This is a genomic window from Ramlibacter sp. GS1-15 (genome assembly GCF_057785015.1).
On sequence record NZ_JBYNTU010000001.1, the window covers coordinates 352,301 to 377,163 of the forward strand.

Below are 24,863 nucleotides of genomic sequence, written 5' to 3' on the forward strand. Positions count from 1 at the left end.
AGAACACACGAGCGAATGCAGGCTTAGTGGGAGAGCGAGGGCGACTGGTGTGCCGTGCGGGCGGCTCACTCGGAAACCTCTTCAGGCACCCGGTCAGGGGTCTCCGCGTCAACGAAACACCGCTCTACCCACTGAACCTCTTCGTCGCTCAGGTCATAGAGCGCGTAAAACGCGGCATCCAGCCTTCGCTCAAGCTCCCTGTAGTCCTCATCGCCTGCTGCGAGAGCCGCGATCTTCTCCGCGAGTCGGGCGAAGTCTTGCTGCTTGCCGCGACTGATTTCCTTGATGAACATGCTCGAGAGGTAGGGCGCCGAGTATGCGAGAAACCCTCCAGCCATACGCAATCCATCGAAAAAGCACTCGTAGACGTACTGAAACAATCGAGAGTTCACCCATGCCAGGACGTAGAGGGGGTCGAAGTCCTTGCTGAAAGTGTGAATGCAGTTGGTGTTTATCGACGCATACTCACCGTCTGCATCATAGAAAGCCTCCGCGCGGCGGGCAATCTTCGCAAAGACGATCTTAGGAGCTGAATACAACTCGTACCTGCGTGGTCCAAGTTCTGCGGGGTCTCGCGGGAGTCGCGGGCGCTTGAAGGCTCTCTTTTTGTCTGTGAGTGACGATGCTCCCCAACGAGCAGTGAACCTGTCAATTGTTCCAGTGTTGACCAATTTGAAACCCTTGCCTCCTTCGGTGATCAACTTACTGAACTCGTCAGCCTCCGCTGCGGTGCTGGTCGCGTTGATTTGGCCGGCACGGGTAAGCGGAACAGACGCAGCGACCACCTTCTTCGCGAGGTCGTACTTGTCACTCAAGAGGAACCCGAGGTTGTGGTCCTCAGTGAACGTGAGTTGTGAGGAGTGGAACTCCCGAACCTCGCTCTTCCCGCCTTCGTTCTGGGTGTAGACGTGAAATGAGTAATCGCCACTTCGGCCCTTCTTGATGTGCGTGATGACGGGGTAAGTCGCAGCCTCTTCGAAAACATCCACGCGAGAGTAGTCAACAACGTCTTGGAACGTGAAACGCTCGATCAGGTACTTCCGCAGTTCCGCCCCGTAATTGGCAGATAGGTAGCGATTTGGCGTGATGTAGCAAATGGAGGCATGGTCTTTGACCACGCGCCCTGCAAGCTCAAAAAAGTAGACGAACAGATCGACGGTCCCACGAGCAGTCTCGTACTCCTTCTTCAGATGCGCGTACTCTCTTGGTCCGATGATTTTCTGAAGTCCGATCGCGCTGATGTATGGCGGATTGCCAACAACTACGTCAAATCCCGCGAACGCACCATCGTCGTCCAGCACCTCCGGGAACTCGATTCGCCACTCGAAGGAGTGCTCGAAAATCTGATTCTTCTCGATTTCGACAATCCGAGCTTGCAACTTCGCGAGATCCGCAGTCAGCTTCTTGTGACGCTCTTCTCGCTGCTGCTTCTCCTGCTTGGACTCACCGAAAAGGCTCTGAGGCAACTCCAACGTCTTGATCTGTCGCTTTAGTGTTTCCACCTTGAGAGCGAGTGGATCGTTGTACAGAATCTCCGTCCCAAAGTTGCCCTTGATCTTCGCGATCAAAGTCGCCATGTCACGCTTCTCGGCCTTGTTCGCCGCGTTCCGATACTTTTGAACCGCTGCTCTATAGTCCTTGAGAGTCGTCTTGTTCTTCTTCAGGTAGGATTTCAGGTCTGAATCGAGTGGTAACCTGCTGAGCAGCGAGTTCCCGCACTTGATGTTGATGTCTAGGTTGGGCAGCGTTTCAAGCGTGCCGTCCGGACGGTAGTAGGAGTTCTTGAGCAGTTCGATCCACAGTCGAAGTCGACAAATGTTGACCGAGTTCTTGTTGATGTCGACCCCGAAGAGGCACGATTCAATGAGTTGTCGCTTCTCATTGAAAATTGTCTCCTGCACGCGCTGGCTCTCGGTGCTTGCCGGGTTGTACTCAAAGACGTTTCCCTCGTCGTCGCAAACGACAAGCTCGTCGTTCTCGACCAACAAGACGTAGTCCTTGAGTCGCTTTCCGCTCTTGTCGCAAAGAATGCCTAGCTGCGACTTGATGGACAGCATTTCATTTAGGGAGCTAACGAGAAAGTGCCCGCTGCCAACGGCCGGGTCGCAGATCGTAATGCTGTTAACGATCGCGTTCGCTGCGCCAAGATCCTTAATGGCGTTGTAGACGTCATGCAGCGATTTGAACGGGTGCCCCAATCGCTCGGAGAATCTCTGGACAACCGTTTGAGTGATTGCCGCCCGGGTCATGCCCATCGTGATGAAGCCAGGCGTGTAGAAGCTGCCTTCACGATAGCCGTTGATTTTTTCGTAGATCAATCCTAAGACCGACGCATTGATCAAGACCTTGCTGTCGTGAATCTCCCCTGCGCCTTCACTGGAAAAGTCGTAGGCGTCGAGAAACTCGAAGAGGTAACGGAGAGTGGGCTTGCTGCCGCTGAATCTGCGTCCGTTTGCGTCCTTGAAGACAGTTCGTAGTGGGGCAGTTAGCGCAACGTCATCCAAGAGGTTGCTGACCACGAGCGTCTGCTTCTCAAGATCGGTAATCTCGAAGAGCGAGCTGTTCAAATAGGGAACGTGCGGAAATTTCTTCCTAGCGTGCTGTGCCCTCGACCCTTCCGGCTCCGCTAGAACCTGGAAGAACAGCACGTTGAGTTCGCCATAGCTGCGAACCGTGTCGAAGTTCAGAAAGGCGAACTTGCGGTCGCCCTGTGCGTACTTGAGTAACTGTGCTTCGAGCAACTTGAGGAACAGGACTCGGTTGATCCAAGAAAGCGAGAGCTCGAGTGCGATGTTGAACAGCTGCTCGTCTTCGGTTTCGCCGTAGTCAGCTAGGCCCTTGACCGACGAAAGACGATCAAGTGACTGGAGCTGACTAATGGCGTTTTCGACCAGAGAACCCGGGTCTCGCTTTCCGGCCTTCTTCCGCGTGATCAGCTTCTTCGAACCATCGCGGGTTTCCTGCAGGCCGATGATGTGCAAAAGCTCGTCGAAGAACCCCTTGTTCAGCGTATTGTTGTCGTTCTGAAAGGGAAGCTTAAGAAGATGCTCGGGTGAGAAGACCTTCAAGTAAGGGACGAGATTTCGTTCGGCCTGTGAGTCCCCCTTCCTAATCAGCTTCTCAATTTCTGCCGTCGTGAAGTAAGTGAACACAATTGACGATTCGACTCCAGCTATGGCAGGCGATGCCACGTGCTGGTAGAAGAAGTCGGTCGTCGTGCCCGCAAGCCGTCCTTCGGAGAAGTCGCGGTATTGCTTGAGAAGTTGGGGGTTCCGGTAAAAGGCGCGGTCAAATTCATGGGCATCAAATACGAACCAGTCTCGGAAATTCGTAATCAACAGATGTCGAATGTTGTGGTTCGACTTGCCCACCCGCTCGCGCAAGTAGTACAGGAGAAGCTCCTGCATGGCCTTCGAGTTGAGCCGGTCCGTCCGGCACATCTCGTTCGCGTTATCTCCGCGCTTCGTCTCAATGATCACGCCGGTTGGCGTCTGAGATGCGGGTCCGATGTGAATCGCCAAATCGATCTTGTCGCTTACATTCACGTAGAAATCAGGTGAGTAGTACGTCTCCTTGATGAAGTCAGCGAGGATGTTCTTGTTGAACTCCTCGCTGGCCGAGTGATCGAGCTTGTCAGCGAACGCGGCAAAGTTCTGCTTGAAACGATCGAGCAGCTCCCTCTGCAAGGGCGCTCGAAGGAACGCCTTGTTCAGAGCTTTCTTAGGATTCAACAACACACCGTTCCCCTCATGCTTGTGACGCTGTCGTCCAGCGTCAACAATCTTAGCCGAGCCGAGCGCGAGGCTCCGTGCGTTATTGCTAGTCGACAAGCGCTTCAAGACGCCGAGCGGCTTCGCGCTTGCCCATCGACCGCAGTGCTGCGATAGCGGGGAGGTACTTGGCGCGGGGGCGCGCTTGCCCGCTCTCCCACTTGTACACGGACAGCGTGCTAACGCCAAGCAGCTTGCCAGCTTCCGCAGCAGAGAGCCCTAGGCGCTTGCGGTGCTGTGCGAACCCCGCTGCACGCCAGCGGTGTGCAGTGTCGCTCTCAGCGTCTTCTAGGGGCTTAGCAGGGAATGCCTTTGCCGTCTTCTTTGCTTGACGTTCCAGCTGGTCGATGCGGCGCTTCAGCGCAGCAATCTCGGACCTATAGGTTGCGACTGCTCTCTTCAAGCTCTCCGTATTGGCCTTTAGCTCTTTACGAGCAAGGCGGCTGATTTCGTCTTTAAGAACGCTTGCGATGTTTGGCATGTGGCGGATTCTGCCTCACGCGGCAGGATCGAAAGTGTCATCGTCGTGGAAATCAAGGATCGTGTAAGCCTTGGGAACGCCATTGATCGTCTGCACGCGGACATCAACGACATAGGCCAATTCGTGCCAAGGCTTGCCGAAGCGAGCATCACCATGAAGCATGGCCTTCTTGACCGCGTTGTTCTCGAAAAGAACCTTGACCGGCTGCTTTGAGATGCTCTCGATGATCGCCTTGTCTCCGGTGGGAGAGTCGTCAACGAAGCGCGTCTGATGCCAGGTCATGACACGTTTGCGCTGAACGTGGTCATCGGGCTCTTCTAGCTTCTCTAACTCGCGCGTGATGCGATTCTGTGCGGCGTTGGCCTGCACAGAGTTCACGAAATACTGGTTGATGACAACCCCGCCATCCGAGACCGAGAAGTTCATCTGTGAACCGTTGTCCTTTGCGACCGGCTCCAGAATGTTCTTCCACTGCTTCAAATCCTGCTTCGTGACTTCCTTGGGCGGGTCTTTGAGCTTCCCAGTAAGCCATTCGATGGTGCTCTTGGCGTAGTCAACCCACTCCTTGAGACTGCCGCCTGTCCAGAGCAGAGGCACGACCGGCGCGGCTTGTGCGATCAGTTCAACGATGATCGACCCGGAGCGGACTTCCTTTATGTACAGCTCACTGCCAATCTGGTGCTGCTCGTTGGTTTCTGACTCGATGAACCGCTCAAACTGCTGACTGACGCCGAGCAATGCCATCGTGAGGTCAATGAGGACAACTGGCTTCTCGTTGTTGATCGTGACCTGCAACTTCGTGCTGAAGTCCAGTTCTAGAATGTTGTTTACGTCCGGCATGCCATCCCTCCGGAGGCACATGCTACCGCGTCGTTACACATCTGGCTATGGGGAAGGCAGTGGCGCAGTGAGTACAGCGGCCGCAGCGGATCAGGGTGCTGCTATGCCTTCCGGTAGGATTGAAGGTGGCATCGCACGGAGAGAACTTTGTATAACCTCTTAATTTCAGGCTCGGGGTGGGCCAAGAGCCGCGACACGATGATTGGCGGACGCGTATTCCAATACACGTCGGACGAGCTGGTCGAGCGGTTCAAGCCAGACGGCAAGCTCGATCTGGATGCCGTGTGTGATCTGCCTGCGCTGCTTGCTAGTGAGCGGTCCTCGGACGCGGAACCGGCGCGGATTGTGCGCATCACACGCGTTCGACCCGAGGGACGAGGCTACGTTCTTGACTATGTAGGCGACCCTGACATTCCGCCGATCCCCTATGACGTTCTTGAAAGTTTCGGCAATGAGCTTGGCATCGGCGACTCAAAGTCCTGGGAGTGGACTACGACGCATTGGGCAATCAAGGACGTAGACCTCTTCGAGGTGTTGTTGCGGCACCGGCTTGGGACGAGTCAGCTGAATCCCACTGCGTTCAAGTTCACGGAAGAGCGCGACGGCAAACTTGTTGCAGTGATGATGCCGTTCTCGCCCGAATTCAAGAACGTCTACGCAGCCATTGGGGAGGCGGCGGCGGGAGCCGGACTGAGATGCCAAAGGGCGGACGACATTTGGGAAGAGCACACCATCATCCAAGACATCATCAACATCATCTGTCGAGCTCGAATTGTTGTATGCGACTTGAGCAGGAAGAATCCCAACGTGCTGTACGAAGCGGGAATCGCCCACTCGCTGGGGAAAGATGTAGTCTTGATTGCTCAGAGCATCGACGACATCCCGTTCGACCTGAGGGCGCATCGGGCCCTCACGTACCTTCACAATGGCGAGGGTCTCGACGCGATGAAAAGGGTTCTGCAGCAGCGGCTTGAGACACTGATTGGCCGCTAGGCAGGGCAGCGAAGCCGCCAGTACGGTGGCTAGGCGGTTCCGCCCGGCGCGAGTGGCTTCGCGTTGATCGCTAGGCAGGTGCTTTCGCCGTCAGCGAACATGACCATGAACCAAAATGCAGTCTCGGCGCCTTTGAGGTGAACTGCGGCATCGCCGGCCTGCCTGCGGATCTTGTTGCGGAAAACATCGGGCAGTCCTGGCGCGTCGATCATCGACTTGCGAGGCAGGACGCTCACCGGTTGGGGATCGCTTTCATCGAAGAACACGACGAGGTCGCGGTCGTCGAAGTGTTCTGCGGCTTCCCAAAAGGCCTTGAAAAGCCGGTCGTCAATCAGAGTGCGCACGCGCGCCCCAAGTGCTGTAGTCACCGCTGCCTCCATGTTTCGCCACTGTAGCAGGGGCCGAAACTAGCTGCGTCTGCTGGCGAGAGTTCGCTGAGCGCGTAGTTCAGTGAGCTCCATCACAGGAATTTCAGCGCTAATCCGCAGCGGCTAGTGGACTTGGGCTCGCATCATCTGTGGCCATGAAAACGGCAACTGCACTGGCGCCTGCACTCCAGCAAGACGCCGCGAACGATCCCGAGCCTTTCATCCCCGGCATCGAGGTAAGCGAGTTGGACGCTGACCTCTGCCCGATCTTCTACGAGTTGCTAGGGGCCGAATTGGCTAAGGCTAGTGGCGCTTCGGTCAGCCTCACCCGGCACGGCCGAAGATCATCAGTGCGGCGGCAATGCCCATGACGATCAGGAAGCCAACGTCTTTGTTCGCCTTGATCTTTGAGGCCAGTTGAGCGACTTGGAGGCCCAGGTTCTCCATCGTGGCGTCGTTCAGAACGATGCCCTGGTAGTCCGAAATCCAGCGGGGTACTTCCTCGGGTTTCACGTTCCACATGATCGGAACGACGTTCTTGTCCCCGAAGATTGCGGCCCCGGCCTCCATCTGCACGCTGGGCGAGACGAGGGCGTCTTTGGTGGCTAGCAGGACAACCCACTGAGCGCCCTTAAGCTCGGAAACGATCTTGGGTGTCCATCGCTCCCCTGCATTCAGGCTCAGCGAGGCGATGAACACGGAAAGCTTCTGGGCCTGAAGGTGCTGCCGGACGAACTGCGCCAGTTCTTCGTCCTTGGCGCTGTAGCTAATGAAAACGTCAGCCATAGCGCCTCCTTCCGTCGCCCATGGTCTTGAGGACAGACTTGGCGTTGAGCGCGAGGTAGACACCTGCGCCAGCCAGGGCGGCACAAACCACATAGCCGACGAAGTTCTCGGGCACCCACCAAAGCGGGTACATGGGATACGCTTCAGAAAGACCGGTGAGGGGCGGCATCTTCCCGATCGAGCGCGCCTGGTTGATTGCGGTGATTCCTGCACGACCAACCAAACCGCACACGATGATGAATCCGGCAACTGAGAACAGCCCCTGTCCGACCATTCGAGCCAGCTTCGGCTGCTTGAAAATCCACTGCATTCCGCCTCCTTGAATTTCAGCATCGTACTGGGAGCGGAAGCAAGCGCCAACGGTGGCGCAAATTTCTGCGAACCAGATCACAAGAACATGGATCGGGACTTCGCTTCCAAAGTCACTGGACACCCGACCTGCGGCCATTTCTTGACAGTGGCGCTCCTACCTAGAGGTGAATTTGAAGCGTCGAGATGCTGGCTCCGTTTTCACACTGCTAGGATTGGTGGAGGAGGACAGGGAATGGAATGGCTCGAATTTTGGGCGACGGTCATAGGTCACTTGGCTTGGCCTTGCGCAGTTGTTATCGTCGCAGTGCTGTTCAGGGAAGACATCAAGAAGCTGCTTGGGAAGCTGAAAACTATTGAAGGTCCGGCCGGAACGAAGGCGAACTTTACAGAGCAGGTACTGGAGGTTGCGGCTGAAGTGCGTCACATTCCCGAGCCTTCTGCACAACTGGGGAGCACTAAGGCTGCGGCGGTGCCATACCAAGAGGCAAACGTCGATGACCTCGCTCAGTACTTGGTGGGACCGATTCGGCCGACAGCCGCGATCCTCGACTCATGGCGCTCAATCGAGGCTTACATATATGAGCTACATCGCATATATCGACGTGAAGAGCCGAAGTCGGGCACGTGGCTGTCCATCGCCAAGGGTTTCAACAATTCCGAGATTTTCTCCAAGGAGCTGCTGAAGATCATTCTTGACTTGAGCCGCCTGCGCAATCAGGTCGCCCACTCGCGCTTCGAGCCCGACGAAGACGCGGCCCGCGACTACGTGGCGACTGCCCAAAAAGTCTTGGCGACCTTAGAAGGTGTGGGGGAACGGATCGAGAGCGACCAGGCGCGGGGTATCGGACCGAAGACGTAAACGCGCATCGCGCTGATCCGCGCAGGAATGCCCCCGCGCAAGCCGGTGTCCGCGAAAGGTACTATTCCTCCCGAATTTCCCGCGCGTTTCCGCGCAAATTCCATACGGCGCGGCAGACCGTCGGCAAAGCCGCATGCCTTCTGGCTTCGCAAGAGGCATGCAATACAAAAAATATTGCAGCACGCGGCCACAGTATTTCGGGAGTCAGCGCGGCGCGCTCGCCGTCAGCGCAATTTCTCCAATTCTTGCTCTAGGTCGAAGCGATGCAGGTCTTCGGCTGAAATAAATTGACTGCGCAATTCGCGTTGGGCCGCGTTGGCTAGCGATTCGATTCGACGTCGATCGAGTTGCCGCAAGCGTTTGATAACTCGCGCCCTCTGCTTGGCACGCGAATCTGCCTCGCTCGACTCTGAAATTCTCGCAAATTCAAAATATCTCATCGGAAATTACCTCCAAATGTATTTACGAGAATTTCAGGCGGAACGCGCGGAATCGTCTTCTGTCTGTCTCTCAGTGTGGCACTGGAACGGCTTCAACAGACGACACGCAGGAACAGGAGGTGCGCCGCGCGGCATCCAGATACGCGCGCGCTTCAGGATGTCACGCAAGAATTCACGCGCGTCGGCTCAGTCCGCAGTCGCGCTATAGCGGCCGCCTCGAGCAGCATGCGTGCCTGGAATACTCCATAGTTGGAGAAGTGCAGGTGCTGGTAGATTGTGGTCTCTCCGAGACTGTGCAGCACAGGAAGCACCTGGTTGGCGATGGGTCTGCGTAGCCAGCGAAAGCGCCCGCTGGCCCGCATGACCCGGACCACTTTGTCCGATAGGAAGACGTTCCGCCCGGCTCGGCCGCGGAGGATGAGAGCGTTCAACTCGTCCAGGTGCGCCGAGTCGAGGTCGCTCGCCATCAGCTTACTGCCCCCAACAGTTGGGATGTGCAGCAGCTCGACAAACGAAACGCGATCCGCGTCCTCAGGTTCGAAACCGATTCTTCGGAAGTTGAGGTGATACGGTTGGCCGTCGCCCTTGTAGTCGCGCAGAAGAAACGGGTGGTGGACCTTGTGGCGTCGCCAGAATGCAACGCCGTCCTCGTGGTACTCGAGCACGCGCAGGAAGGCCGGACTGCTTTCGATGTTTGCGTCGTAGTTCGCATCTAGACCCACGAAGATGAACTCTGCAGTGTCGGGTCGGGCCCCTTGGTAGGGCTTGGCACGGAACATCTCCGTGAGTTTTTGGCTGGGGTGGGGCTGGTACACCCTGGCAGCTTAGGCGGCATCGCCATGATTCGCCAGTGCCGCATTCGGACCATTCATCCGCGGGGCGGCTCATGACCGAAATGCTGGACATCTCGCGCCTAAGTACGGGCGACGGTCCCTTCGGCTCAAAGCTGTTGGAAAGGCCGCTCCACCCGAGGCTAACGAACGACGGTCAATTTGGGGGCAGTCGCGACGGGCTTCATGGGCGCTATGGACACTCGGTCCAAGGTGCGCGCGGCCTTCTCGGCTACCGCACCACTTTCCACGTGCGCGTAGATCATGGTGCTCTGGATACTTCTGTGTCCGAGCAAGCTCTGGACTTCCACCAGAGACATCCCGCCATTGAGCATTCGCGAGGCAAACGTGTGACGCGCAGTGTGGAGCGTTATGCGCCCGGCATCTTCGGTAATGCCCGCGCGCGCAAGAGATTTGCGTAACCACGCATGGTTGTTGTTGTGATGGCGCTTGGTCGGGAACACCCACTCATCGCGTGCGCCCGCCTTGCGACGGCCGAGCATGGCGTGAAGCTTCGAGCTCATGACGAGGGTGTTGTCGACGCCGCCCTTCTGCCGATGGATGCGCAGCTTTCGTGCATCCAGGTCAACTTGTGCCCACGTCAAACGGGCGATCTCTCGGTAGCGGCAGCCAGTGTGTATCAGAGCGAGCAGCAAATCGGAGTTATCTTGGCGGGCCTTGTCGGTCGCCGCGCACTTGCCCGGGTACTGCCCGTTGGGATCGATTGAAGCAAACAGCGCAGCCTCTTCTTCGGCTGAAAGATAGCGAACGCGCGTTTTCTCTGCGTACATGCGCGGCAGCTTCGGCGCGGTACCCCACTTCTGTTCCTCGGCGAACCGGACGACCGCATTCCAGTAGCTCACCGTCACAACCAGCGTGTTGTGCGACGCCCCTGCATCGCGGCGCTTTTGGATCACGCCTTGCAACTGCGCGAGGGTCAGATCGCCCATGCGGACGTTCGGCAGCGCAAGGAAGTGCCTCAAATGGACCTGGGCGTTGGAATGCCCCCCGGTTCCCTTCCGGGCGTCGAGGAAGGTCTTGATGACCGAGTGCGATAGGACTGGCTTTGTGCCCTTGAGCACGACCTCCTTGATCGCTTCCGCTTCCCAAAGCGCCGAAATCTGCTCGGCCAGCTTCTTGTCGTGGGTCTTCGTGCTTCTCGCGAACGCATGTCCCTGGATGATTTTCCGCCAGTGCCAGATTCCGTTTCGTTCCGTTAGTGCCACTGCATCCTCTGGTCGTGTAACACGACCAGAGGATGCACTCGGGTGACTATGAGATCAATCCATTTGCCCGAAGTGCCTGCGACCACCGCAAGCAGACTCTTCGCTCACTCTAGCCGGACTGCCAGGCCGAATCGGGCGTTGTACGGAACCAGCGAGCCGTTGTAGGGCATCAGAAACACAGGGTCGTTTATTCCGTTGTCGAGGGGAGTGTCGACCAGGATAGTGAAGCTGGAGAAGTCACTCGACCACTTGCGCACCATGTACCCAATGCCAGCAGAGCCTCCCGCTGTGGTGAGGTATTCGTACAGTACGCCGGAGACATACGAGGCATCGACGCTGAGCGCTTCCCTTCCGCCATTCGGCATCGCACTAAGCACCTTGAGGAAGTTCCCAGAACCGTCACCCTTCAGCACGTAGTCGCCTCCGCCTGTTTGGCTGTTGCCCATGAAGAGATCTAGCTTCCCGTCACCGTCTACATCGATCAACTCGAGGTTGAAAGACGCCTTGTAGTAGCGGCGATCAAAGTCCTGATAATCGGCTGCTGGTGCCAGCCAGCTGCCATCGCCGCTGTGTTTTAGGGTGAAGTGCCCGGTGCCGTCGTTGATCAGCATCATGTAGCTCGGTGCCGGCACAAAGATCGCGTTCATGTCGCTCAGGACGATGTCGACCTTGCCGTCGCCGTTCACGTCACCGGCAGTTGCCGCATGGCAGTAGCACGTGAAGTCAGCAGCGACGTTCGTGTATCGGCCATCGGGCTGGCTCAGAACGAACCGAGGATGCTCTCCCTTCCAGGTACCAACGGAGCCCCATTCGTTGCCATGGCAGCTGACAAATGCGTCTGGACGGCCATCACCGTTGAAGTCCGCGACGATGATTCTGCGCGGAGCTTCGCAGCCGTCCTGGCTATCAAGAACGCTGCTGGAGACATCTACGGGAACGCCATTGACGTACTTGAAGACGTAGAGCCTTCCGGCGGTCGGAGGCTTGGTGGCGTCGGTGTTGAAGTGATTCGTTGCGATCAGCGCCGATACCTGACCCTCTCGCAGGAAGTCAGCGAATGCGATTCCGCCCGTCGCTACTTCAGCGTAGTCGGACGTCGTGGGAAAGGTTGGGATGGCGTGCGGCGCGATGTCAAGGTTCTTTGCGTTGAGCTGTGATGTCGCCTGGACCTTAATGACCGTCGGCGGAGTCGCCAAGCCGGGAACGTAACCAGCCGGCTCGGTGAAACGCATACCCTTGATGACCGACGCGATCGTGTTCTGCTTGTTCTCTGGCGACTCTGAGAATCCCAGCAGAATGTCTCCACGCGATACGCCATTCGCAAGCCGCGTGGTCCAGAACTCGTAGCCCCCCGGGTCTGGTGCGCGCCCGAGCACGTTGGCATAGAGGCGTGTGACGAACTCAGCGTCGTTCAGCGAGCCGTACTTCTCGTTGAACTCGGGACTGTTGATGAAGCCCAGAGCGACGTCTCGCAGGGCAGCACCTCGGTTTTCCATCACGTCGACGTACCACCCCAGCCCCGCGGCTTCGGCTTCCCGATCCAGCGCCGCGCGATAGAGGCGAAACACCTGCGCAACCGTCCCTTCGGGGTCGTAGTCGATATAAGTTCGCAGTCCCGAGGCATCGGGCAGGTATTCGCGCGTGGGAATGGAAGCTCCGGTGAGCTCCGCGCTCTGTGCGTACACGGGCGCGGAAATGTTCGTTTGCGTGGGGGCGACGGCACCACCCCCGCACGCCGCCAGCACGGCGGCGCATGCTGCCACCCCTAGTTGCGTCTTCAACCGGCTGCCTGTCCACAGACCTAACCAAACACTGCTCTGGGGTTCCTGAGCTCGCTCCTTCTCCATCTGATTCTCCGTTCCGTAGCTTGCTGTTCTAAAAAACAGAACGATAAGGAGGGTATAACGAGTACAGTAGCCAGTCAACGCGCCTATCGTGCCTTTCCTCGGAGCTCTGGGCGCGCGCGGAGCACCGCCTTCGCGCCATACACGACAAGTAACGTCCCGAGAAGATCGCCAGCGGCCATTACGAGGAATCCGCGCAAGAGGTCGCCCTGGCCGCGCAGCGCGAACCAGAGGTGATGCAGGAGAGGGCTCGCTACGGAATAGGCGATGATCAAGGCGAATAGGCGGCGGGGAGTCAGGTTTCGCAGCGACGCGTCAAGGCCATATACCTTCTGGGCGAGGCGATAAACGCCATAGGGTGCTACTGTGGCCAAGATTCCGCCAACGAACGCGCGAACGTGGTCATCCGGAAAGAAGTACACGAAGCTGACCAGCCACGACACAAGCAGGAGGCCGACGGCTCCCGCCTCGGCAAACAGCAAGGTCGAAAGCAGGCGGACACCTGCCGGCAAATAGACCCAGTTAATTCCTGGCACAAATTCCAGCCGAGCGAAGAGCCAGTCATTGACGGCTAAGGCGCCAAGGAACATCGCCATCGTGACGATGACCATGCTGACGAAGAAGCCAGGGCTAGATGCCTCGTGCCGCACTTTGGGTAGAATCGATTCAATTCCCGGAACAATCTGGGAGCGTAGCTAGCAACGATTCATTCAGCAATAGGTCAATGCATGGGTACGCGGCCCGCAGACGTGTATTTCCGGTTCTTGCAGCTGGCGGAGGCCATACGTGGACTGCCGACGTTGCCAGCGCTGGACCCGCTAGAAGAGCGCATGCTCAGTATCGTTGCGTTCGCGCGGCAGAGCGAGCAACGCCTTTGCGTGCGAGACATGATGGGACTGAAGGACTTGGGCGCACCGGCAACCATCCACAGCCGCCTCAAGTCCTTGAGGGAAAAGGGATGGATCACGCTGGCAGAAACGGAAGATGCTCGCCGGAAGCAGATTGACTTGACGCAAGCGGCGCTCAAGCACTTCGATCGGCTCTCCCAATGCATGCTGAAAGCCGCGAAGGTGCGAGGTTAGTTCCGCCGCTGGGCAGCCGAGGCCGAACGCTGTCACCTGTCTATCAGTCGTCGTCGGTTCGCCTCTCGAATTACACGCGCTTGTGCCCACGCATGCCACTTTCGGAGCCACCGCCTCTTTCGCAGACGATGCCGCTCACAAATCAGCATCGCAGAGAAGATCTGATTGAGGTGCCCAATTCGGAATAGCAATAGGTGCGCGACGTAATGCTCGCGCGGGCTCAGGCGCACTAGGTTGTCCCAATCGTCTGTCCCTCCCATCGAGAGCGGCAGGATGTGATGCCGCTCGCTCGTACCGAATGGATGTCTCTGCCTTGCTCGCCTGATCAAGCGCTCGTAAGCCGCCTCGTAGTCCATCGCATCGAAACCTCCTTCATTTGGCGTCATCGGAGGATTTAGCGATTCAAGCCCTATGATGAAGGACATGAGCAGCAGCGATCAGCGCGAAATGCCACCCAGCTACCCGTTCGAGAAGGACGAGTATGACTGGGTCGAGAAGGCGGGGATCGAAAACCTAAAAGGCCGGCTAGCGACTGCTGATACTCTTGCCAAAGAGGCGGTCACCACACTGACCGTCCTACTTGCTGGCGCAGGTGGGGCATGGGCTTACGCTGTGAAGCTTTTGGACGATGAGGCGACCGCAGGTGCAATCGCGGCGGTTGTTGCTGGGGTTTGGTTGACCGTGCTCGCGATGGCGCTTGTGTTCTTGTGCCTGCGGATTGCACCAATCCCCGCTGTCTATAACCAGCCGGGAAAACTCCTTGAGCGTCCGTCGTATGGATGGACGTTCGATCAATGGCGCTACGCCGAGCTGCGCAACATCGACGAACGTATCGCTCGGGCGGTTAAGCGCAACAATGTCATGAGCACGCGCCTCAATTGGATACGCGGACTCGCGACTATCACGCCGATCCTTAGTGGCCTCGGCGTGTGGATCTTCTGGCGCTGCTCCTAAGGGCTACCCCTTTGGCCGCGGCTTCCCTTTGTCATCCGGTCGGGGGATGGGGCTTCTGCGCTCATCGTCAGGTTGACCTGGCCAGTTAAACAGGTTGCTCATTTCTTTTTCGGCGTTTTGAGTGGAGTAGCCTTCTTGACTGTCTCCACAACTGTTGTCGACGGACGCCTGCTCGCTTCCTTGACAGGGACGAACTGGCCGGTTCTTGAGTCGCGCGCGATCTTGACGTTCGAGCCACGAGATACACGTCGATCGTCGTCGGGCTGTCCGGGACCAGTCTTGGATCGGCGGTCGTCGTGCTTCTTCGTCATTCGCGCTAGCGCAGCAGTAAAAAAGGCCGGTCGGCCTAGCCGACCGGCTGCCGCTTTACTTCTTGCGGCTCGGCGCAGGCGCCGGCGGGCGGCGGATCGTTTCCACGACCGACGTGCGCGGATGGCGCTGCGCTTCCTTCACAGGAATGAACTGGCCGGTTTCCGCGTCACGGCCAATCTTCTGCGGCGGAGGGTTCTTGGATGACATGGCAATCTCCTGCACAGCCTTCTGTGCATGCATACAGTTACGTACTACTCCGGACAAGGACTAGGACGCTCTGTGAGAAGATTGCGTTGCTTAAGACGGGCACTTCACAGAAGGGTCCAACTCTTGAACCGTTGGTTCAGGCAATCGGCTGGGACTTCCAGCCGATTTGCCTTGTGGCGACACCACTTTGCTTGGGTCGCGTCCCTTTCGGGACCGGCGCAGCCATTCTAGATCGTCCTGTCGGACAGCAACCACCCGGCTTGTAGGTGGCAACTTACAAGAACTGTAGGTGAACGGTAGATAAAAACAAGAGGCTGGTGTTTTCCCTAGGCATTGACATCGTGTGTCGAGCCGACTCGCTTCCATCACTCGGCGAACAAGTCGCCACCACCTGCCCACTGCCTTTCCTCCAGAACACCTGTGTGTCACGCGGCGTAGCGCGTCGGGCAAGCGAGCCTGCGAGCGCCGCCAGCCCGAAGGGCGTAGCGCGTGCGCCCTGCCTGTTCTGAGTGGAGCGAAGAGCAGGCAGCTAAGACATGCGTAGCGTGTCGTCGTGGAGGTTGTCGACGCGGGACAAAGAGCCGCCCCAAGCGCCAGTGGTCAGCCTTGAAATGGGATACTCGCGGACATTGTGAGGTCAACTGCACGGCACCAGCAGGTGTCGGCAAGTGACTGCGCATTCACTCAGCGTCTGCTCCGCATCCGCTTCGCTGCATTGCTTGTCACTTGGGATTGCATTCAACAATTCAACGGACGCAGGTATCCCTTAATCCTCCTCCCCATTGCTGGAGAGGTTCGCCGCTAACGCATCCTCCTCTTACGGCACCCAGCTCCTGCTGGTCGCACCGCCTGCGCTCAACCCGTTCTTACGGGGTCTGTCGCGTCTGCCGTTCGTCCCCTAGTGCGCAGGTCTGGCGAACTCTCGTTCACTCCAGAATACCTAGGGCGGCCTGGAAGCATTGCTGCTTCTCGTCTTACAAGAGCGTCTTTGCTCCCGAGTGCAGGTCCTTTACCCCCTGCACCTACACGTCCCGTAGTTGGCGTGTCTCAGACCTTGGCTGGAAAAGATGAAAGCCACGTAGGGCTAGTACGTGGCTTTCTGTGTATGGTTGATTGGCGTCTCGTCCCCCACCAACCCTACGAAATCGTGCGCAACCTAGCCCGCTGCCTTCACATCTATTTATGATGGTGCGGAGCCGAAGCGAACGGACGGACGCTCGTCTGCTTATTGTCAGTACTCGTTGCAGAACATCAGGGTCGTGTAGCTGCGGTCGGCCTCTGTGATGACGTAGATGTGGCTGACACGGTCCTTGAGCTTGTACTTGGACAGAACACGCTCACCTCGGATCAGCGCCATGTCATTGGCTCGCTTGTCTTCGGAGGACAGCAGACCCCATACGCGATTGCGGTGCCTCTCGACGTACGGCAGCGTGCTGTCCCCGATCTTGACCAAGTGCTCCAGCAGTGCGCGGGTGCAGACGATGCGACCGAGCGCGAAACTCATTCCGCTTCCTCGACGGCCGCTTCGACGGCAGAGACTTCAATTTCATTCTGGAGCGCGACCTGGCGCACGGCTTCTTCGTGAGTTGCGCCGACGGCCAGCAGGTCAAGGTAGTCATTGACGTACTGTTCATTGATTGTCGGGAAGTGCATCGCGTGTACCTCAATGAGTTGCGGTACAGACGGATGGTTGGATCAGGCGGCCGAGAAATCACCTTTTGCGAAAGAGCGCGTCGCGCGGTGTGGCATTTGTCGCGTGCAGTTCGTGCAGCGAGTCGTGTTACGCGACAAACAAGCCCGTAGGCATGATTGGCGGGCCCATTACGGGCCCGCAGCGCGTAGGAAGTACGCGGACTACTTCTGCTCTGCGGCAGCGCTGGGGGCCTTGGGTTTCCGTTGCGGCGGCTTGCGTGTCGTGGCCTTCAGCTGCGCATCCAGTTCGCCGGCCTTCGCGCCGGTGGCGATCGCTTCGAGGAATGCGATGGCGGCCGCGGCATCTTTGGCCGCGAAGTGCGTCTTGTCCGCCAGCGAGAGCGCGATGTTGGAGTTCCGCACGGTCAGCTCGAAGCTGCCATCGACAAGCTTCGTGAACCAGCGCGATTTCGGCGCACCGGACTGGATCAGCCTGATCTGTTCGGTGACCTTGTTGGCGAAGCGCGTTCGCATCGCGAGCAGGGGATCCTGTTGCACCTGGGACGCGGACAGCTTCTCGATGGGCGTGACGTGCTTTGCGAGCGAAGCCAAGAACGCGGACGGGTTGTTCGCCGGCTGTGCGGGTTGGGTGGCGGAAGCGTTCTTCTGCGGGGCTTTGGTGGACGACATTGCAGTTTCCTCAATTGACACGGCAATAGCGCCGTGCAACCGAGTGGAACGCCGGGTGTGGCCCCAATCAAACGTGAACGCAAAGAGCAGTCACCACGGTGCGGCATTCGTTCGCGCGCCAATTTTGACTACCGCCGACCGGCTAAGTAGAGTGGAGAAAACAAGGAGAAGCAGCGATGGAGCTGACGGTAAAGGCGACAAAGAACAACTGTCGTGCGCTCAAAGCGTTCTACGAGCACAGGTTGGGGGCGAAGAAGCGGGGTATTCCGTTCCTCATGTCGTTTGCCGAGTGGCAGTGGGTTTGGCTCGCAAGTGGAAAGTGGGACCAGCGAGGCATTAAGGGAAAGCAATACTGCATGGCACGGCTCGGGCCTGACGTGGGGCCCTACGCGGTCGGGAATGTGGTCATCAAGACGCAGACGGAGAACAGACGTGAAGCCGGCCCGGGTTTCTGGAGCGAAGAGAGCCGGCAGAAGCTGCGCCAAGTCCACGCGGGCAAGAAGAAGTCCAAGAAGACGAAGCAACGCATGCGACGAGCAGCTATCAAACGGAAGGCGCACACGCGGCTCCCCGACCGCAGCAAGCCAGTGATCGCAGCAGGAGTTTGCTATCCAAGTCTCACTGAGGCAGGTAAAGCTCGCGGTGTCGCACGCACCACCATCTTGAACCGGATCAAGAACGGCTGGAGCGGGTACGGCTGGGGCGCCGAGCCAACGTGAACAAAGGGCCGAGAGGGATGCGGCACGAGACGCGGTGGCGCGAGGATGCCTCCGGGTGTAAAGCTGTTCACCATCAGGCCAGAAATTTGGCCACAGTGAGACAGCTCGAGAACCTAAATGCTCGTGTGGCGTGGGAAGCCGACGCCTAGTCTCGCCACCGAGCGAGGATGTTCTGTGCTTCTGCGATTTCTTTTCGAAGCGCGGCCATCCCGTCAAGCGCTTGCGTCAGCGAGTCGCAGGAGTTGTTTCGGGCGTCTTGCAATGCTTTGAGTTCGTCGACTGTCAGCGCACGTCCCTCAATCAACCGGGCATGGGCGGCTTCGAGGCCGAAGGATGCTTCTGTCGCCTGCAACGCCACAGCGGCAAGGTCGATCTTCTTCTGTAATACGCCGACATAGCTCTCTAAGTTGGCGAGGTGCTGCTGGAGTTGTTCTTTGGGAGTCATCGTCATCCTTCAAGCTATCTCTTCAAGCCGTTTCGCGAGTTCGATGTTCGGCATGTAGCGCATTCTGCCCCAGTCGCAGAAAATGCCGCTCCATGGATCCCAAGAGCATGTTGCTTCACGCTGAATCGTTGCAGAACATGAGTAAGCGTCCGGCCATCTCACCCTTGAGCGCTGGCGCATAAGCGGCAAGGATGGTGTCCACCAAGAAGTGACCTGACCCCCAGAAGTTGGACGACAACATGGGGATCAGATGTCGAGGAAGAAGTATTCGGAGAAGGTCAGATTGGCAGCGGTGAAGGCCTATCTGGCGGGGCACCGCGGAATGAAAGCAACCGCAGAAGCGCACGGAGTCGGCTTCCATTCGCTGCGAGCGTGGGTGGCTGGCTACCAGGCACACGGTGTCGCCGGGATCAAGGAGAGCTTCTTCGGCACTCTGAAATCCGAATTCTTCTACTTGAATGAGTTCGCCTCGATCGAGCAACTGGCAGACGGGATCCAACAGTACATCCGCTACTACAACGAGGAGAGAATCAAAACGAGGCTGAGGACCAGCCCAGTGTCGTTTCGTTTGCGAGAGGCACCTCTTTAGCTTCTCGCGGTTCAAGTGTCCAACTTGTGGGGGTCGGTTCAGAAGTTAGATGGACACCATGACAGATCACAGGAAGCTGCCTCGCCGACGCCACAGCAAGGAGCTCAAGGCGCAGATCCTTGCCGAGTGTGCTGAGCCCGGCGCTTCGGTGGCGCGCGTGGCGCTGTCGCACGGCATCAACGCCAACGTCGTGCACAAGTGGCGGCGGCAAGATGCGGGCGCCATCGAGTCTGCGCCAGCACCCAGCTTTGTACCGCTGGCGCTGCCCGCGCCGCCAACGGCGACGGCAGCTGACATCCGCATCGAGCTGCAGCATGGCGCAACGCGCATGGCGGTGACGTGGCCCGCGGCCGCAGCGGCGGAGTGTGCGGCCTGGATGCGCGAGCTGCTGAAGTGATCCGGATCGATGCGATCTGGCTGGCCGTCGAACCGCTGGACATGCGCGCCGGCACCGAAGCGGCGCTTGCGCGGGTGGTGCGCGTGTTCGGTGCGGCGCGCCCACATCACGCGTACCTGTTCGCCAACCGCAGGGCCAATCGACTGAAGGTCCTGGTCCACGACGGCATCGGCGTGTGGCTTGCGGCCAGACGCCTGAACCAGGGCCGCTTCGTCTGGACAAACGATGGAGCTCCGAGCGTCGGGCTCACGCGTGCGCAGTTCGATGCGCTCGTGCTCGGACTTGCATGGCAGCGCATCGGCGAGGCCGGCGTGATCTCGGTGCTGTAGCGCAATACAGGCATCTGCCGAGGCGGCCGAGCATGGGCGGCTGGCAGCATCGGTACCCGTGAACGCCGCGGACAACACCGACAGCCTCGACGCGCAGCAGCTGCGCGAGCTGGTGGCGCGCCTGCAGGCCGACCTGCTGCACAAGCAGGCGGTCATCGAGAAGCTCACGCACGAGAACGCCGTGCTGAAGCGGCTGAAGTTCGCTGCCCAATCCGAGCGATTCGATGGCGAGCAGCGCAGCCTGCTGGAAGAAATGCTGGATGCTGACATGCAGGCCGTCTCGGAGGAAATCGAGCGGCTCGTCCCGCCGGGCAAGCCCGCCGACATCTCCAAGCCCAAGCGGCAGCCCCTGCCCGCGCAGTTGCCCCGACGCGAGTTCCGCCACGAGCCAGAGAGCACGACCTGCAGCTGCGGCTGTCAGATGAAGCGCATCGGAGAGGACGTCGCAGAAAAACTCCACTACGAGCCTGGCGTGTTCACGGTGGAGCGGCACGTGCGGGGCAAGTGGGCATGCGCGAGGTGCGAGAAGCTGGTCCAGGCACCTGTTGCGCCTCACGTGATCGACAAGGGCGTGCCGACGGCCGGCCTGCTCGCGCACGTGCTGGTGGCCAAGTTCGCCGACCATCTGCCGCTGTATCGGCAGGAAGGGATCTTCGAGCGCGCGGGCTTCGCGATCCCCAGATCTACGCTGGCGCAATGGGTGGGAAGCTGCGGCGTGCAGCTGCAGCCGCTGGTCGACGCGATGAGGACGCAGCTGCTGCAGCAACGCGTGCTGCACGCCGATGAGACCCCGGTCGCGATGCTCGAGCCGGGTGCGGGCAAGACGCACCGCGCGTACCTTTGGACCTACTGCAGCGCGAAACTGCAGCCGACAAAGCTGGTCGTGTTCGACTTCGCTGAAAGCCGCGCGAGCCGGCACCCGGCGCAGTTCCTGGGCCATCCTGGCGAGCGTGGCTGGCGCGGCACGCTGGTGTGCGACGACTACTCGGGCTACAAGGCTCTGTTCGCCAGCGGAGTGAACGAAGCCGGCTGCCTGGCGCACGCACGTCGCAAGTTCCACGAGCTCTGGGCCAATCACCAGAGCCCTGTCGGCGAGCAGGCGCTGGCGCTGTTCGCAAAGCTGTACGAGATCGAACGCGAAGCCGCCGACCAGGACCCGCATCGACGACGAAGCATCCGACTGGAAAAGGCCAGGCCGGTCGCCGATGCACTGCACGCCTGGCTCACGGCACAGCGCCAGAAGGTGCCGCCGGGGTCGGCTACGGCCAAGGCCATTGATTACAGCCTCGGGCGATGGCGGGCGCTCACGCGGTACATCGATGACGCCGACTTGCCGGCCGACAACAACTGGGTCGAGAACCAGATCCGGCCGATCGCCATCGGGCGCTCGAACTGGCTGTTCGCCGGCAGCTTGCGCGCTGGGAGACGCGCGGCTGCGATCATGAGCCTGATCCACTCAGCCCGGATGAATGGGCACGAGCCGCACGCGTACCTGCGCGACGTGCTCGAACGCTTGCCGACGCAGCCGGCCAGCCGCATCGATGAACTGCTGCCGCACCGCTGGACATCGGCTGAAGCTGCGGCCTGAGGCCGCAGACCGTCATCAACACGGGATTACCGGGCGGCTACGCGGGACGCCTAAAGAAAAAGTAAAAGGGGGCCGAGTGGCCCCTGCGGGCGGACACCTGGATCAGGCGTGCGCGGAACGCAAGCGCATCGAAAACTGCTGCAGGACCACGATGCCGCTTTCTTCGGCGCGACGGCACCAGGATTGCAGGTCGGCGGCGAGCTGCTCGCGCGACCGCGATGTGTTGAGCCACATCTGGCGCAGCTCTTCGCGCATCGCGAGCATCTTGTCGATCTCCGGGTACTCAGCACGCGCCAGGGCCAGCTGCGACCGAGCCGACGCCGGCACGCGATCTTCATCGCGGTGCAGCCAGCGCTTGGCAGACTTGAGCGCGGAGAAATCGGACTGCCTGGCCTTGAGGCCGGCGATCTCGGCCTTGCAGACCCGCTTCATCTCGCTTGCGTAGGTCGCCATCAGCTCGTACCGGTTGGCGATCAGCGCCTCCAGCGTCTTGTCGTCAGCCACCGCACGGATGGCACCCAGCCGCATCTTGGGCGGCACCTTCTTGACCGTGGCCCAACCGATCCTGCGCAGCAGAGAGATGTAGACCCAGCCGAGGTCGAACTCGTACTTCTTGACCGCGAGCTTGGCCGAGGTCGGGTAGGTGTGATGGTTGTTGTGCAACTCCTCGCCCCCAATGATGAGGCCCCAGGGCGAGATGTTGGTGCTGGTGTCGGCAGTTTCGAAGTTGCGGTAACCCCAGTAGTGGCCGATGCCGTTGACGATGCCCGCTCCGATGAGCGGAATCCAGATCATCTGCACGGCCCAAACCGTCAGGCCTAGGGCGCCGAAGAGCACCAGATTGAGGATCAGCATCAGGCCCACGCCCTGCCAGGTGTAGCGCGAGTACAGATTGCGCTCGATCCAGTCATTGGGGGTGCCGTGGCCGTACCTGGTCAGCGTCTCCTTGTTCTTCGCTTCGGCGCGATAGAGCTCGACGCCGCGCCACAGGACCGTTTCGAGCCCGCGCGTCTGTGGGCTGTGCGGGTCATCCTCGGTTTCGCACTTGGCGTGGTGCTTGCGGTGAATCGCCACCCACTCCTTGGTCACCATGCCGGTGCCGAGCCACAGCCAGAGACGGAAGAAATGTGATGGGATCCGGTGCAGGTCCAGGGCGCGGTGCGCCTGGCTGCGGTGCAGGAAGATCGTGACCGAAGCAATGGTGATGTGAGTCGCGGCGAGCATGTACAGCACGATCTGCCACCAGGACAGGCGCCACATGCCGTTCGCGAGCCAGTCAAGGACCGCGTTCAGCACGGGCCAATCGGGAAGCATCATGGTTTTCTCGTGAAAGGAGGAGTGCCGGGGGGCGCCTTACGAAGAGTATTTAACTCACGTCCTGGATGCCTGCCTGTGTCACGGTAGTCTGCACGGTTGTCCTCCTGGCGGCGGCGAGATCGCTGGGGGCGAAGGCCGACGCTGGATGCCTACGGCCGTGTTCTGCTCTTACGCCCCGCCGGGGCGGCCACCTTGCCACTCCAGAAATCCAGCACCTGTCGGGCCGCTTCTGCCTGAATCGAAGTGGCATGGCGTTTTGCGGCAGCAGCGCTTTGGCCGCGAGCAGATGCCAGTACTTTGTTCGCCGAACTGAGCCATGCGCTCATGAACGGATTCCTCGTCATATATGGATTACGCATTTGATCCTTGGCCGCTGGATGTACTGCGGTGTCCCATCCTCCGAGGGAACCCTTGTCCTGGCAGCCGTCCATTCGCGCGACCGGCAATGGTCCTTCTCCTACGCTGCGCACCGCGCGGTTCCCTTGGCATCCTCCCGAAAGGGCGACACGCGGCCGGGAAGCTGCAGACTTCACCGTCGTGCTGCGATACGCCGCGTAACACATCGGTTCAAGAGCGGTTTTCACGCCCCCAGCGCGGGCGTATCGTGTTCTCGTATTGGAGCCATGATGCACACGTTCCTGCGCAACCACCGCTCGGAGCTGATAGAGCGCTGCAAGGCCAAGGTAGCCCGCCGGCCAGCCCGTGGAGCTACCGATGAACAACTGAAGAACGGGATCCCGATTTTCCTGGAGCAGCTTGAACGCACGCTGAAGGCTGAAGAAGATGGTGAGGCGGTCGAGAGCCTCAAGATCTCCGGCTCGCCCGGCGGTGACGCGAGCACGCAGTCGGAAGTGGGCGTGAGCGCGGTCGCGCATGGACGCAGGCTGCTGGAGCTTGGTTATTCCATCGACCAGGTGGTCCACGACTATGGAGATGTTTGTCAAGCCATCACCGATCTCGCCGTTGAAATGGACGCGCCTTTTGGCGTCCAGGAGTTCCGAACCCTGAATCGCTGCCTTGACAACGCCATCGCCGAAGCCGTGACAGCGTTCAGCATCCAGTGGGAGGCTTCCGTTGCGCGAGCGCAGGCGGACCTGAGCAACGAGCGCCTCGGCTCACTGGCGCACGAACTGCGCAACACCCTCCTGACGGCATCACTGGCGCTTGCCGCACTGGAACAGAGCAACTTGCCGGTTTCTGGCGCGACGGGCGGCGTCCTGAAGCGCAGCATCCAGGAGATGAAGAATTTGATCGCTGTGGCGATCAGCGAGGTGCGGCAAGCCGCCGGCGCCCAGATATTCGTGCTGTCCGACTTTATTCGGGAAGCAGCAGAGGCGGCGCAACTGTACGCCGAGGCGAAGGGCGCGCAGTTCCAGGTGGACGTTGCGGATGCGAATATCCAGGTGGCCGGCAACCGCGCGTTGCTCCTCGCCGCCCTCGGCAACATCCTGCAGAACGCCTTCAAGTTCACCCGGTCGGGAACGCTGGTGACGTTGAAAGCCCGGGCCGGAGAGCACGAAGTGGAAGTGGAGGTGGCAGACCATTGCGGCGGCCTGAAGGGCGGCGCAGAAGACGGCCTGTTCCGTCCCTTTGCCCAAAGCGGTGCCGACCGCTCGGGCCTCGGCCTCGGGCTGTCCATCGCCCTGCGCAGCGTCGAGGCTCAGGGGGGGCAGCTGCGCGTGCGCAACCTCCCTGGTGTAGGCTGCATCTTCACGATGCGCTTGCCCATCGCTCGTGCCGATGGGGGTCGTTGAGGCTCGCAAAGGAACGGCCAACTCCTGTTCGCTCGGCATGCGTTTGCTCGGGCGGGTGGCAATGGTGTTGGCCCCCGGATAGCGGCGTCAAGAACGGGA

General features: G+C 59.5%; 26 protein-coding genes and 2 pseudogenes. 11 read left to right on the forward strand and 17 right to left on the reverse strand.

The genetic code is table 11. The features are described 5' to 3' along the window. Nucleotides 1-65 precede the first annotated feature (65 nt). From AC3EF3_RS01755 to AC3EF3_RS01765, 3 genes are all read right to left on the reverse strand, one after another. Complete coding sequence (locus AC3EF3_RS01755; RefSeq protein ID WP_488530440.1) at nt 66-3,731, reverse strand: type IIG restriction enzyme/methyltransferase; 3,666 nt, start codon at nt 3,729-3,731, stop codon at nt 66-68. A gap of 88 nt (nt 3,732-3,819) precedes the next feature. Beyond that, entirely contained in the window at nt 3,820-4,251 is a 432-nt protein-coding gene (locus AC3EF3_RS01760) for a helix-turn-helix domain-containing protein (protein ID WP_488530441.1), read from the reverse strand. Nucleotides 4,252-4,266: 15 nt separating this feature from the next. Next, complete coding sequence (locus AC3EF3_RS01765; RefSeq protein ID WP_488530442.1) at nt 4,267-5,091, reverse strand: hypothetical protein; 825 nt, start codon at nt 5,089-5,091, stop codon at nt 4,267-4,269. A gap of 147 nt (nt 5,092-5,238) precedes the next feature. On the opposite strand from AC3EF3_RS01765, the gene AC3EF3_RS01770 reads away from it, so the two are divergent. Further along, nucleotides 5,239-6,084 (forward strand): hypothetical protein, encoded by an 846-nt coding sequence (locus AC3EF3_RS01770; RefSeq protein WP_488530443.1) that lies wholly within the window; start codon nt 5,239-5,241, stop codon nt 6,082-6,084. A gap of 29 nt (nt 6,085-6,113) precedes the next feature. Here AC3EF3_RS01770 and AC3EF3_RS01775 read toward each other — a convergent pair whose 3' ends face one another. The 3 genes from AC3EF3_RS01775 to AC3EF3_RS01785 form a co-directional block, all read right to left on the reverse strand. Beyond that, nucleotides 6,114-6,464: a hypothetical protein gene (locus AC3EF3_RS01775; RefSeq protein ID WP_488530444.1), complete on the reverse strand. Its 351-nt coding sequence runs from the start codon at nt 6,462-6,464 to the stop codon at nt 6,114-6,116. Nucleotides 6,465-6,776: 312 nt separating this feature from the next. Then, on the reverse strand, nt 6,777-7,238 hold the full coding sequence (locus AC3EF3_RS01780) for a toll/interleukin-1 receptor domain-containing protein (RefSeq protein WP_488530445.1): 462 nt from the start codon (nt 7,236-7,238) through the stop codon (nt 6,777-6,779). Next, nucleotides 7,231-7,548, reverse strand: coding sequence for a hypothetical protein (locus AC3EF3_RS01785; RefSeq protein ID WP_488530446.1), 318 nt, complete (start codon nt 7,546-7,548; stop codon nt 7,231-7,233). The genes AC3EF3_RS01780 and AC3EF3_RS01785 overlap by 8 nt, the downstream gene beginning before the upstream one ends. 234 nt (nt 7,549-7,782) lie before the next feature. Here AC3EF3_RS01785 and AC3EF3_RS01790 point away from each other — a divergent pair, with 234 nt between their 5' ends. Then, nucleotides 7,783-8,409: a hypothetical protein gene (locus AC3EF3_RS01790; protein WP_488530447.1), complete on the forward strand. Its 627-nt coding sequence runs from the start codon at nt 7,783-7,785 to the stop codon at nt 8,407-8,409. 592 nt (nt 8,410-9,001) lie between these two features. Here the strand turns inward: AC3EF3_RS01790 and AC3EF3_RS01795 are convergent. From AC3EF3_RS01795 to AC3EF3_RS01810, 4 genes are all read right to left on the reverse strand, one after another. Further along, the gene (locus AC3EF3_RS01795) at nt 9,002-9,628 is read right to left on the reverse strand and encodes a hypothetical protein (protein WP_488530448.1); all 627 of its coding nucleotides are present in this window, start codon (nt 9,626-9,628) and stop codon (nt 9,002-9,004) included. A gap of 194 nt (nt 9,629-9,822) precedes the next feature. Beyond that, nucleotides 9,823-10,905 carry a tyrosine-type recombinase/integrase gene (locus AC3EF3_RS01800; RefSeq protein WP_488530449.1) on the reverse strand — a complete coding sequence of 361 codons (1,083 nt, stop codon included), beginning with the start codon at nt 10,903-10,905 and terminating at the stop codon, nt 9,823-9,825. Nucleotides 10,906-11,009: 104 nt separating this feature from the next. Then, complete coding sequence (locus AC3EF3_RS01805) at nt 11,010-12,752, reverse strand: DUF4214 domain-containing protein (RefSeq protein WP_488530450.1); 1,743 nt, start codon at nt 12,750-12,752, stop codon at nt 11,010-11,012. Between the two features lie 83 nt (nt 12,753-12,835). Continuing rightward, the gene (locus tag AC3EF3_RS01810) at nt 12,836-13,360 is read right to left on the reverse strand and encodes a hypothetical protein (RefSeq protein WP_488530451.1); all 525 of its coding nucleotides are present in this window, start codon (nt 13,358-13,360) and stop codon (nt 12,836-12,838) included. Nucleotides 13,361-13,477: 117 nt separating this feature from the next. Here AC3EF3_RS01810 and AC3EF3_RS01815 point away from each other — a divergent pair, with 117 nt between their 5' ends. Beyond that, nucleotides 13,478-13,831 carry a winged helix-turn-helix domain-containing protein gene (locus AC3EF3_RS01815; RefSeq protein ID WP_488530452.1) on the forward strand — a complete coding sequence of 118 codons (354 nt, stop codon included), beginning with the start codon at nt 13,478-13,480 and terminating at the stop codon, nt 13,829-13,831. Between the two features lie 423 nt (nt 13,832-14,254). Further along, nucleotides 14,255-14,785 (forward strand): hypothetical protein, encoded by a 531-nt coding sequence (locus tag AC3EF3_RS01820; protein ID WP_488530453.1) that lies wholly within the window; start codon nt 14,255-14,257, stop codon nt 14,783-14,785. Between the two features lie 366 nt (nt 14,786-15,151). Here AC3EF3_RS01820 and AC3EF3_RS01825 read toward each other — a convergent pair whose 3' ends face one another. The 4 genes from AC3EF3_RS01825 to AC3EF3_RS01840 form a co-directional block, all read right to left on the reverse strand. Beyond that, complete coding sequence (locus AC3EF3_RS01825) at nt 15,152-15,304, reverse strand: hypothetical protein (protein WP_488530454.1); 153 nt, start codon at nt 15,302-15,304, stop codon at nt 15,152-15,154. Nucleotides 15,305-16,535: 1,231 nt separating this feature from the next. Beyond that, the gene (locus AC3EF3_RS01830) at nt 16,536-16,808 is read right to left on the reverse strand and encodes a hypothetical protein (protein ID WP_488530455.1); all 273 of its coding nucleotides are present in this window, start codon (nt 16,806-16,808) and stop codon (nt 16,536-16,538) included. Next, a complete protein-coding gene (locus tag AC3EF3_RS01835) occupies nt 16,805-16,957 on the reverse strand; it encodes a hypothetical protein (RefSeq protein WP_488530456.1) in 153 nt (50 codons plus the stop codon). Before AC3EF3_RS01835 ends, AC3EF3_RS01830 begins: the two co-directional genes overlap by 4 nt. A 201-nt stretch (nt 16,958-17,158) precedes the next feature. Next, on the reverse strand, nt 17,159-17,626 hold the full coding sequence (locus AC3EF3_RS01840) for a hypothetical protein (protein ID WP_488530457.1): 468 nt from the start codon (nt 17,624-17,626) through the stop codon (nt 17,159-17,161). 176 nt (nt 17,627-17,802) lie between these two features. Between AC3EF3_RS01840 and AC3EF3_RS01845 the strand changes: the two genes are divergently transcribed. Continuing rightward, the gene (locus AC3EF3_RS01845) at nt 17,803-18,345 is read left to right on the forward strand and encodes a hypothetical protein (protein ID WP_488530458.1); all 543 of its coding nucleotides are present in this window, start codon (nt 17,803-17,805) and stop codon (nt 18,343-18,345) included. Nucleotides 18,346-18,490: 145 nt separating this feature from the next. On the opposite strand, the gene AC3EF3_RS01850 is transcribed toward AC3EF3_RS01845, so the two are convergent. Continuing rightward, entirely contained in the window at nt 18,491-18,790 is a 300-nt protein-coding gene (locus AC3EF3_RS01850; protein ID WP_488530459.1) for a hypothetical protein, read from the reverse strand. A 250-nt stretch (nt 18,791-19,040) separates the two neighbouring features. On the opposite strand from AC3EF3_RS01850, the pseudogene AC3EF3_RS01855 reads away from it, so the two are divergent. The 5 genes and pseudogenes from AC3EF3_RS01855 to tnpC all read left to right on the forward strand — a co-directional run. After that, nucleotides 19,041-19,193 (forward strand): annotated as a pseudogene (locus AC3EF3_RS01855) (transposase); the annotation flags it as partial. Between the two features lie 12 nt (nt 19,194-19,205). Further along, nucleotides 19,206-19,379, forward strand: a pseudogene (locus AC3EF3_RS01860) (IS3 family transposase); the annotation flags it as partial. Between the two features lie 58 nt (nt 19,380-19,437). Then, on the forward strand, nt 19,438-19,776 hold the full coding sequence (tnpA, locus tag AC3EF3_RS01865) for an IS66-like element accessory protein TnpA (protein WP_488530460.1): 339 nt from the start codon (nt 19,438-19,440) through the stop codon (nt 19,774-19,776). Next, on the forward strand, nt 19,773-20,105 hold the full coding sequence (gene tnpB / locus AC3EF3_RS01870; RefSeq protein ID WP_488530461.1) for an IS66 family insertion sequence element accessory protein TnpB: 333 nt from the start codon (nt 19,773-19,775) through the stop codon (nt 20,103-20,105). Before tnpA ends, tnpB begins: the two co-directional genes overlap by 4 nt. Nucleotides 20,106-20,163: 58 nt before the next feature. Next, nucleotides 20,164-21,693, forward strand: a complete 1,530-nt coding sequence (gene tnpC / locus AC3EF3_RS01875) for an IS66 family transposase (RefSeq protein WP_488530462.1) — start codon at nt 20,164-20,166, stop codon at nt 21,691-21,693. Nucleotides 21,694-21,795: 102 nt separating this feature from the next. On the opposite strand, the gene AC3EF3_RS01880 is transcribed toward tnpC, so the two are convergent. Both AC3EF3_RS01880 and AC3EF3_RS01885 read right to left on the reverse strand, forming a co-directional pair. Then, nucleotides 21,796-23,010 (reverse strand): DesA family fatty acid desaturase, encoded by a 1,215-nt coding sequence (locus tag AC3EF3_RS01880; RefSeq protein ID WP_488530463.1) that lies wholly within the window; start codon nt 23,008-23,010, stop codon nt 21,796-21,798. 149 nt (nt 23,011-23,159) lie between these two features. Then, the gene (locus AC3EF3_RS01885) at nt 23,160-23,336 is read right to left on the reverse strand and encodes a hypothetical protein (RefSeq protein ID WP_488530464.1); all 177 of its coding nucleotides are present in this window, start codon (nt 23,334-23,336) and stop codon (nt 23,160-23,162) included. A 297-nt stretch (nt 23,337-23,633) separates the two neighbouring features. On the opposite strand from AC3EF3_RS01885, the gene AC3EF3_RS01890 reads away from it, so the two are divergent. Further along, the gene (locus AC3EF3_RS01890; RefSeq protein ID WP_488530465.1) at nt 23,634-24,764 is read left to right on the forward strand and encodes a sensor histidine kinase; all 1,131 of its coding nucleotides are present in this window, start codon (nt 23,634-23,636) and stop codon (nt 24,762-24,764) included. Nucleotides 24,765-24,863: the final 99 nt, after the last annotated feature.

Excerpts from the sequence above, each read along its gene's own strand:
- AC3EF3_RS01820 (WP_488530453.1), top strand. The coding sequence starts at position 14,255 with ATGAGCAGCAGCGATCAGCGCGAAATGCCACCCAGCTACCCGTTCGAG.
- AC3EF3_RS01775 (WP_488530444.1), bottom strand. The coding sequence starts at position 6,464 with ATGGAGGCAGCGGTGACTACAGCACTTGGGGCGCGCGTGCGCACTCTG.
- AC3EF3_RS01810 (WP_488530451.1), bottom strand. The coding sequence starts at position 13,360 with ATGGTCATCGTCACGATGGCGATGTTCCTTGGCGCCTTAGCCGTCAAT.
- AC3EF3_RS01845 (WP_488530458.1), top strand. The coding sequence starts at position 17,803 with ATGGAGCTGACGGTAAAGGCGACAAAGAACAACTGTCGTGCGCTCAAA.
- AC3EF3_RS01835 (WP_488530456.1), bottom strand. The coding sequence starts at position 16,957 with ATGCACTTCCCGACAATCAATGAACAGTACGTCAATGACTACCTTGAC.
- AC3EF3_RS01850 (WP_488530459.1), bottom strand. The coding sequence starts at position 18,790 with ATGACTCCCAAAGAACAACTCCAGCAGCACCTCGCCAACTTAGAGAGC.
- AC3EF3_RS01825 (WP_488530454.1), bottom strand. The coding sequence starts at position 15,304 with ATGTCATCCAAGAACCCTCCGCCGCAGAAGATTGGCCGTGACGCGGAA.
- AC3EF3_RS01780 (WP_488530445.1), bottom strand. The coding sequence starts at position 7,238 with ATGGCTGACGTTTTCATTAGCTACAGCGCCAAGGACGAAGAACTGGCG.
- AC3EF3_RS01890 (WP_488530465.1), top strand. The coding sequence starts at position 23,634 with ATGATGCACACGTTCCTGCGCAACCACCGCTCGGAGCTGATAGAGCGC.
- AC3EF3_RS01785 (WP_488530446.1), bottom strand. The coding sequence starts at position 7,548 with ATGCAGTGGATTTTCAAGCAGCCGAAGCTGGCTCGAATGGTCGGACAG.
- AC3EF3_RS01795 (WP_488530448.1), bottom strand. The coding sequence starts at position 9,628 with ATGTTCCGTGCCAAGCCCTACCAAGGGGCCCGACCCGACACTGCAGAG.
- AC3EF3_RS01760 (WP_488530441.1), bottom strand. The coding sequence starts at position 4,251 with ATGCCAAACATCGCAAGCGTTCTTAAAGACGAAATCAGCCGCCTTGCT.
- AC3EF3_RS01880 (WP_488530463.1), bottom strand. The coding sequence starts at position 23,010 with ATGATGCTTCCCGATTGGCCCGTGCTGAACGCGGTCCTTGACTGGCTC.
- AC3EF3_RS01830 (WP_488530455.1), bottom strand. The coding sequence starts at position 16,808 with ATGAGTTTCGCGCTCGGTCGCATCGTCTGCACCCGCGCACTGCTGGAG.
- AC3EF3_RS01840 (WP_488530457.1), bottom strand. The coding sequence starts at position 17,626 with ATGTCGTCCACCAAAGCCCCGCAGAAGAACGCTTCCGCCACCCAACCC.
- AC3EF3_RS01885 (WP_488530464.1), bottom strand. The coding sequence starts at position 23,336 with ATGAGCGCATGGCTCAGTTCGGCGAACAAAGTACTGGCATCTGCTCGC.
- AC3EF3_RS01805 (WP_488530450.1), bottom strand. The coding sequence starts at position 12,752 with ATGGAGAAGGAGCGAGCTCAGGAACCCCAGAGCAGTGTTTGGTTAGGT.
- AC3EF3_RS01790 (WP_488530447.1), top strand. The coding sequence starts at position 7,783 with ATGGAATGGCTCGAATTTTGGGCGACGGTCATAGGTCACTTGGCTTGG.
- AC3EF3_RS01815 (WP_488530452.1), top strand. The coding sequence starts at position 13,478 with ATGGGTACGCGGCCCGCAGACGTGTATTTCCGGTTCTTGCAGCTGGCG.
- tnpA (WP_488530460.1), top strand. The coding sequence starts at position 19,438 with ATGACAGATCACAGGAAGCTGCCTCGCCGACGCCACAGCAAGGAGCTC.
- AC3EF3_RS01765 (WP_488530442.1), bottom strand. The coding sequence starts at position 5,091 with ATGCCGGACGTAAACAACATTCTAGAACTGGACTTCAGCACGAAGTTG.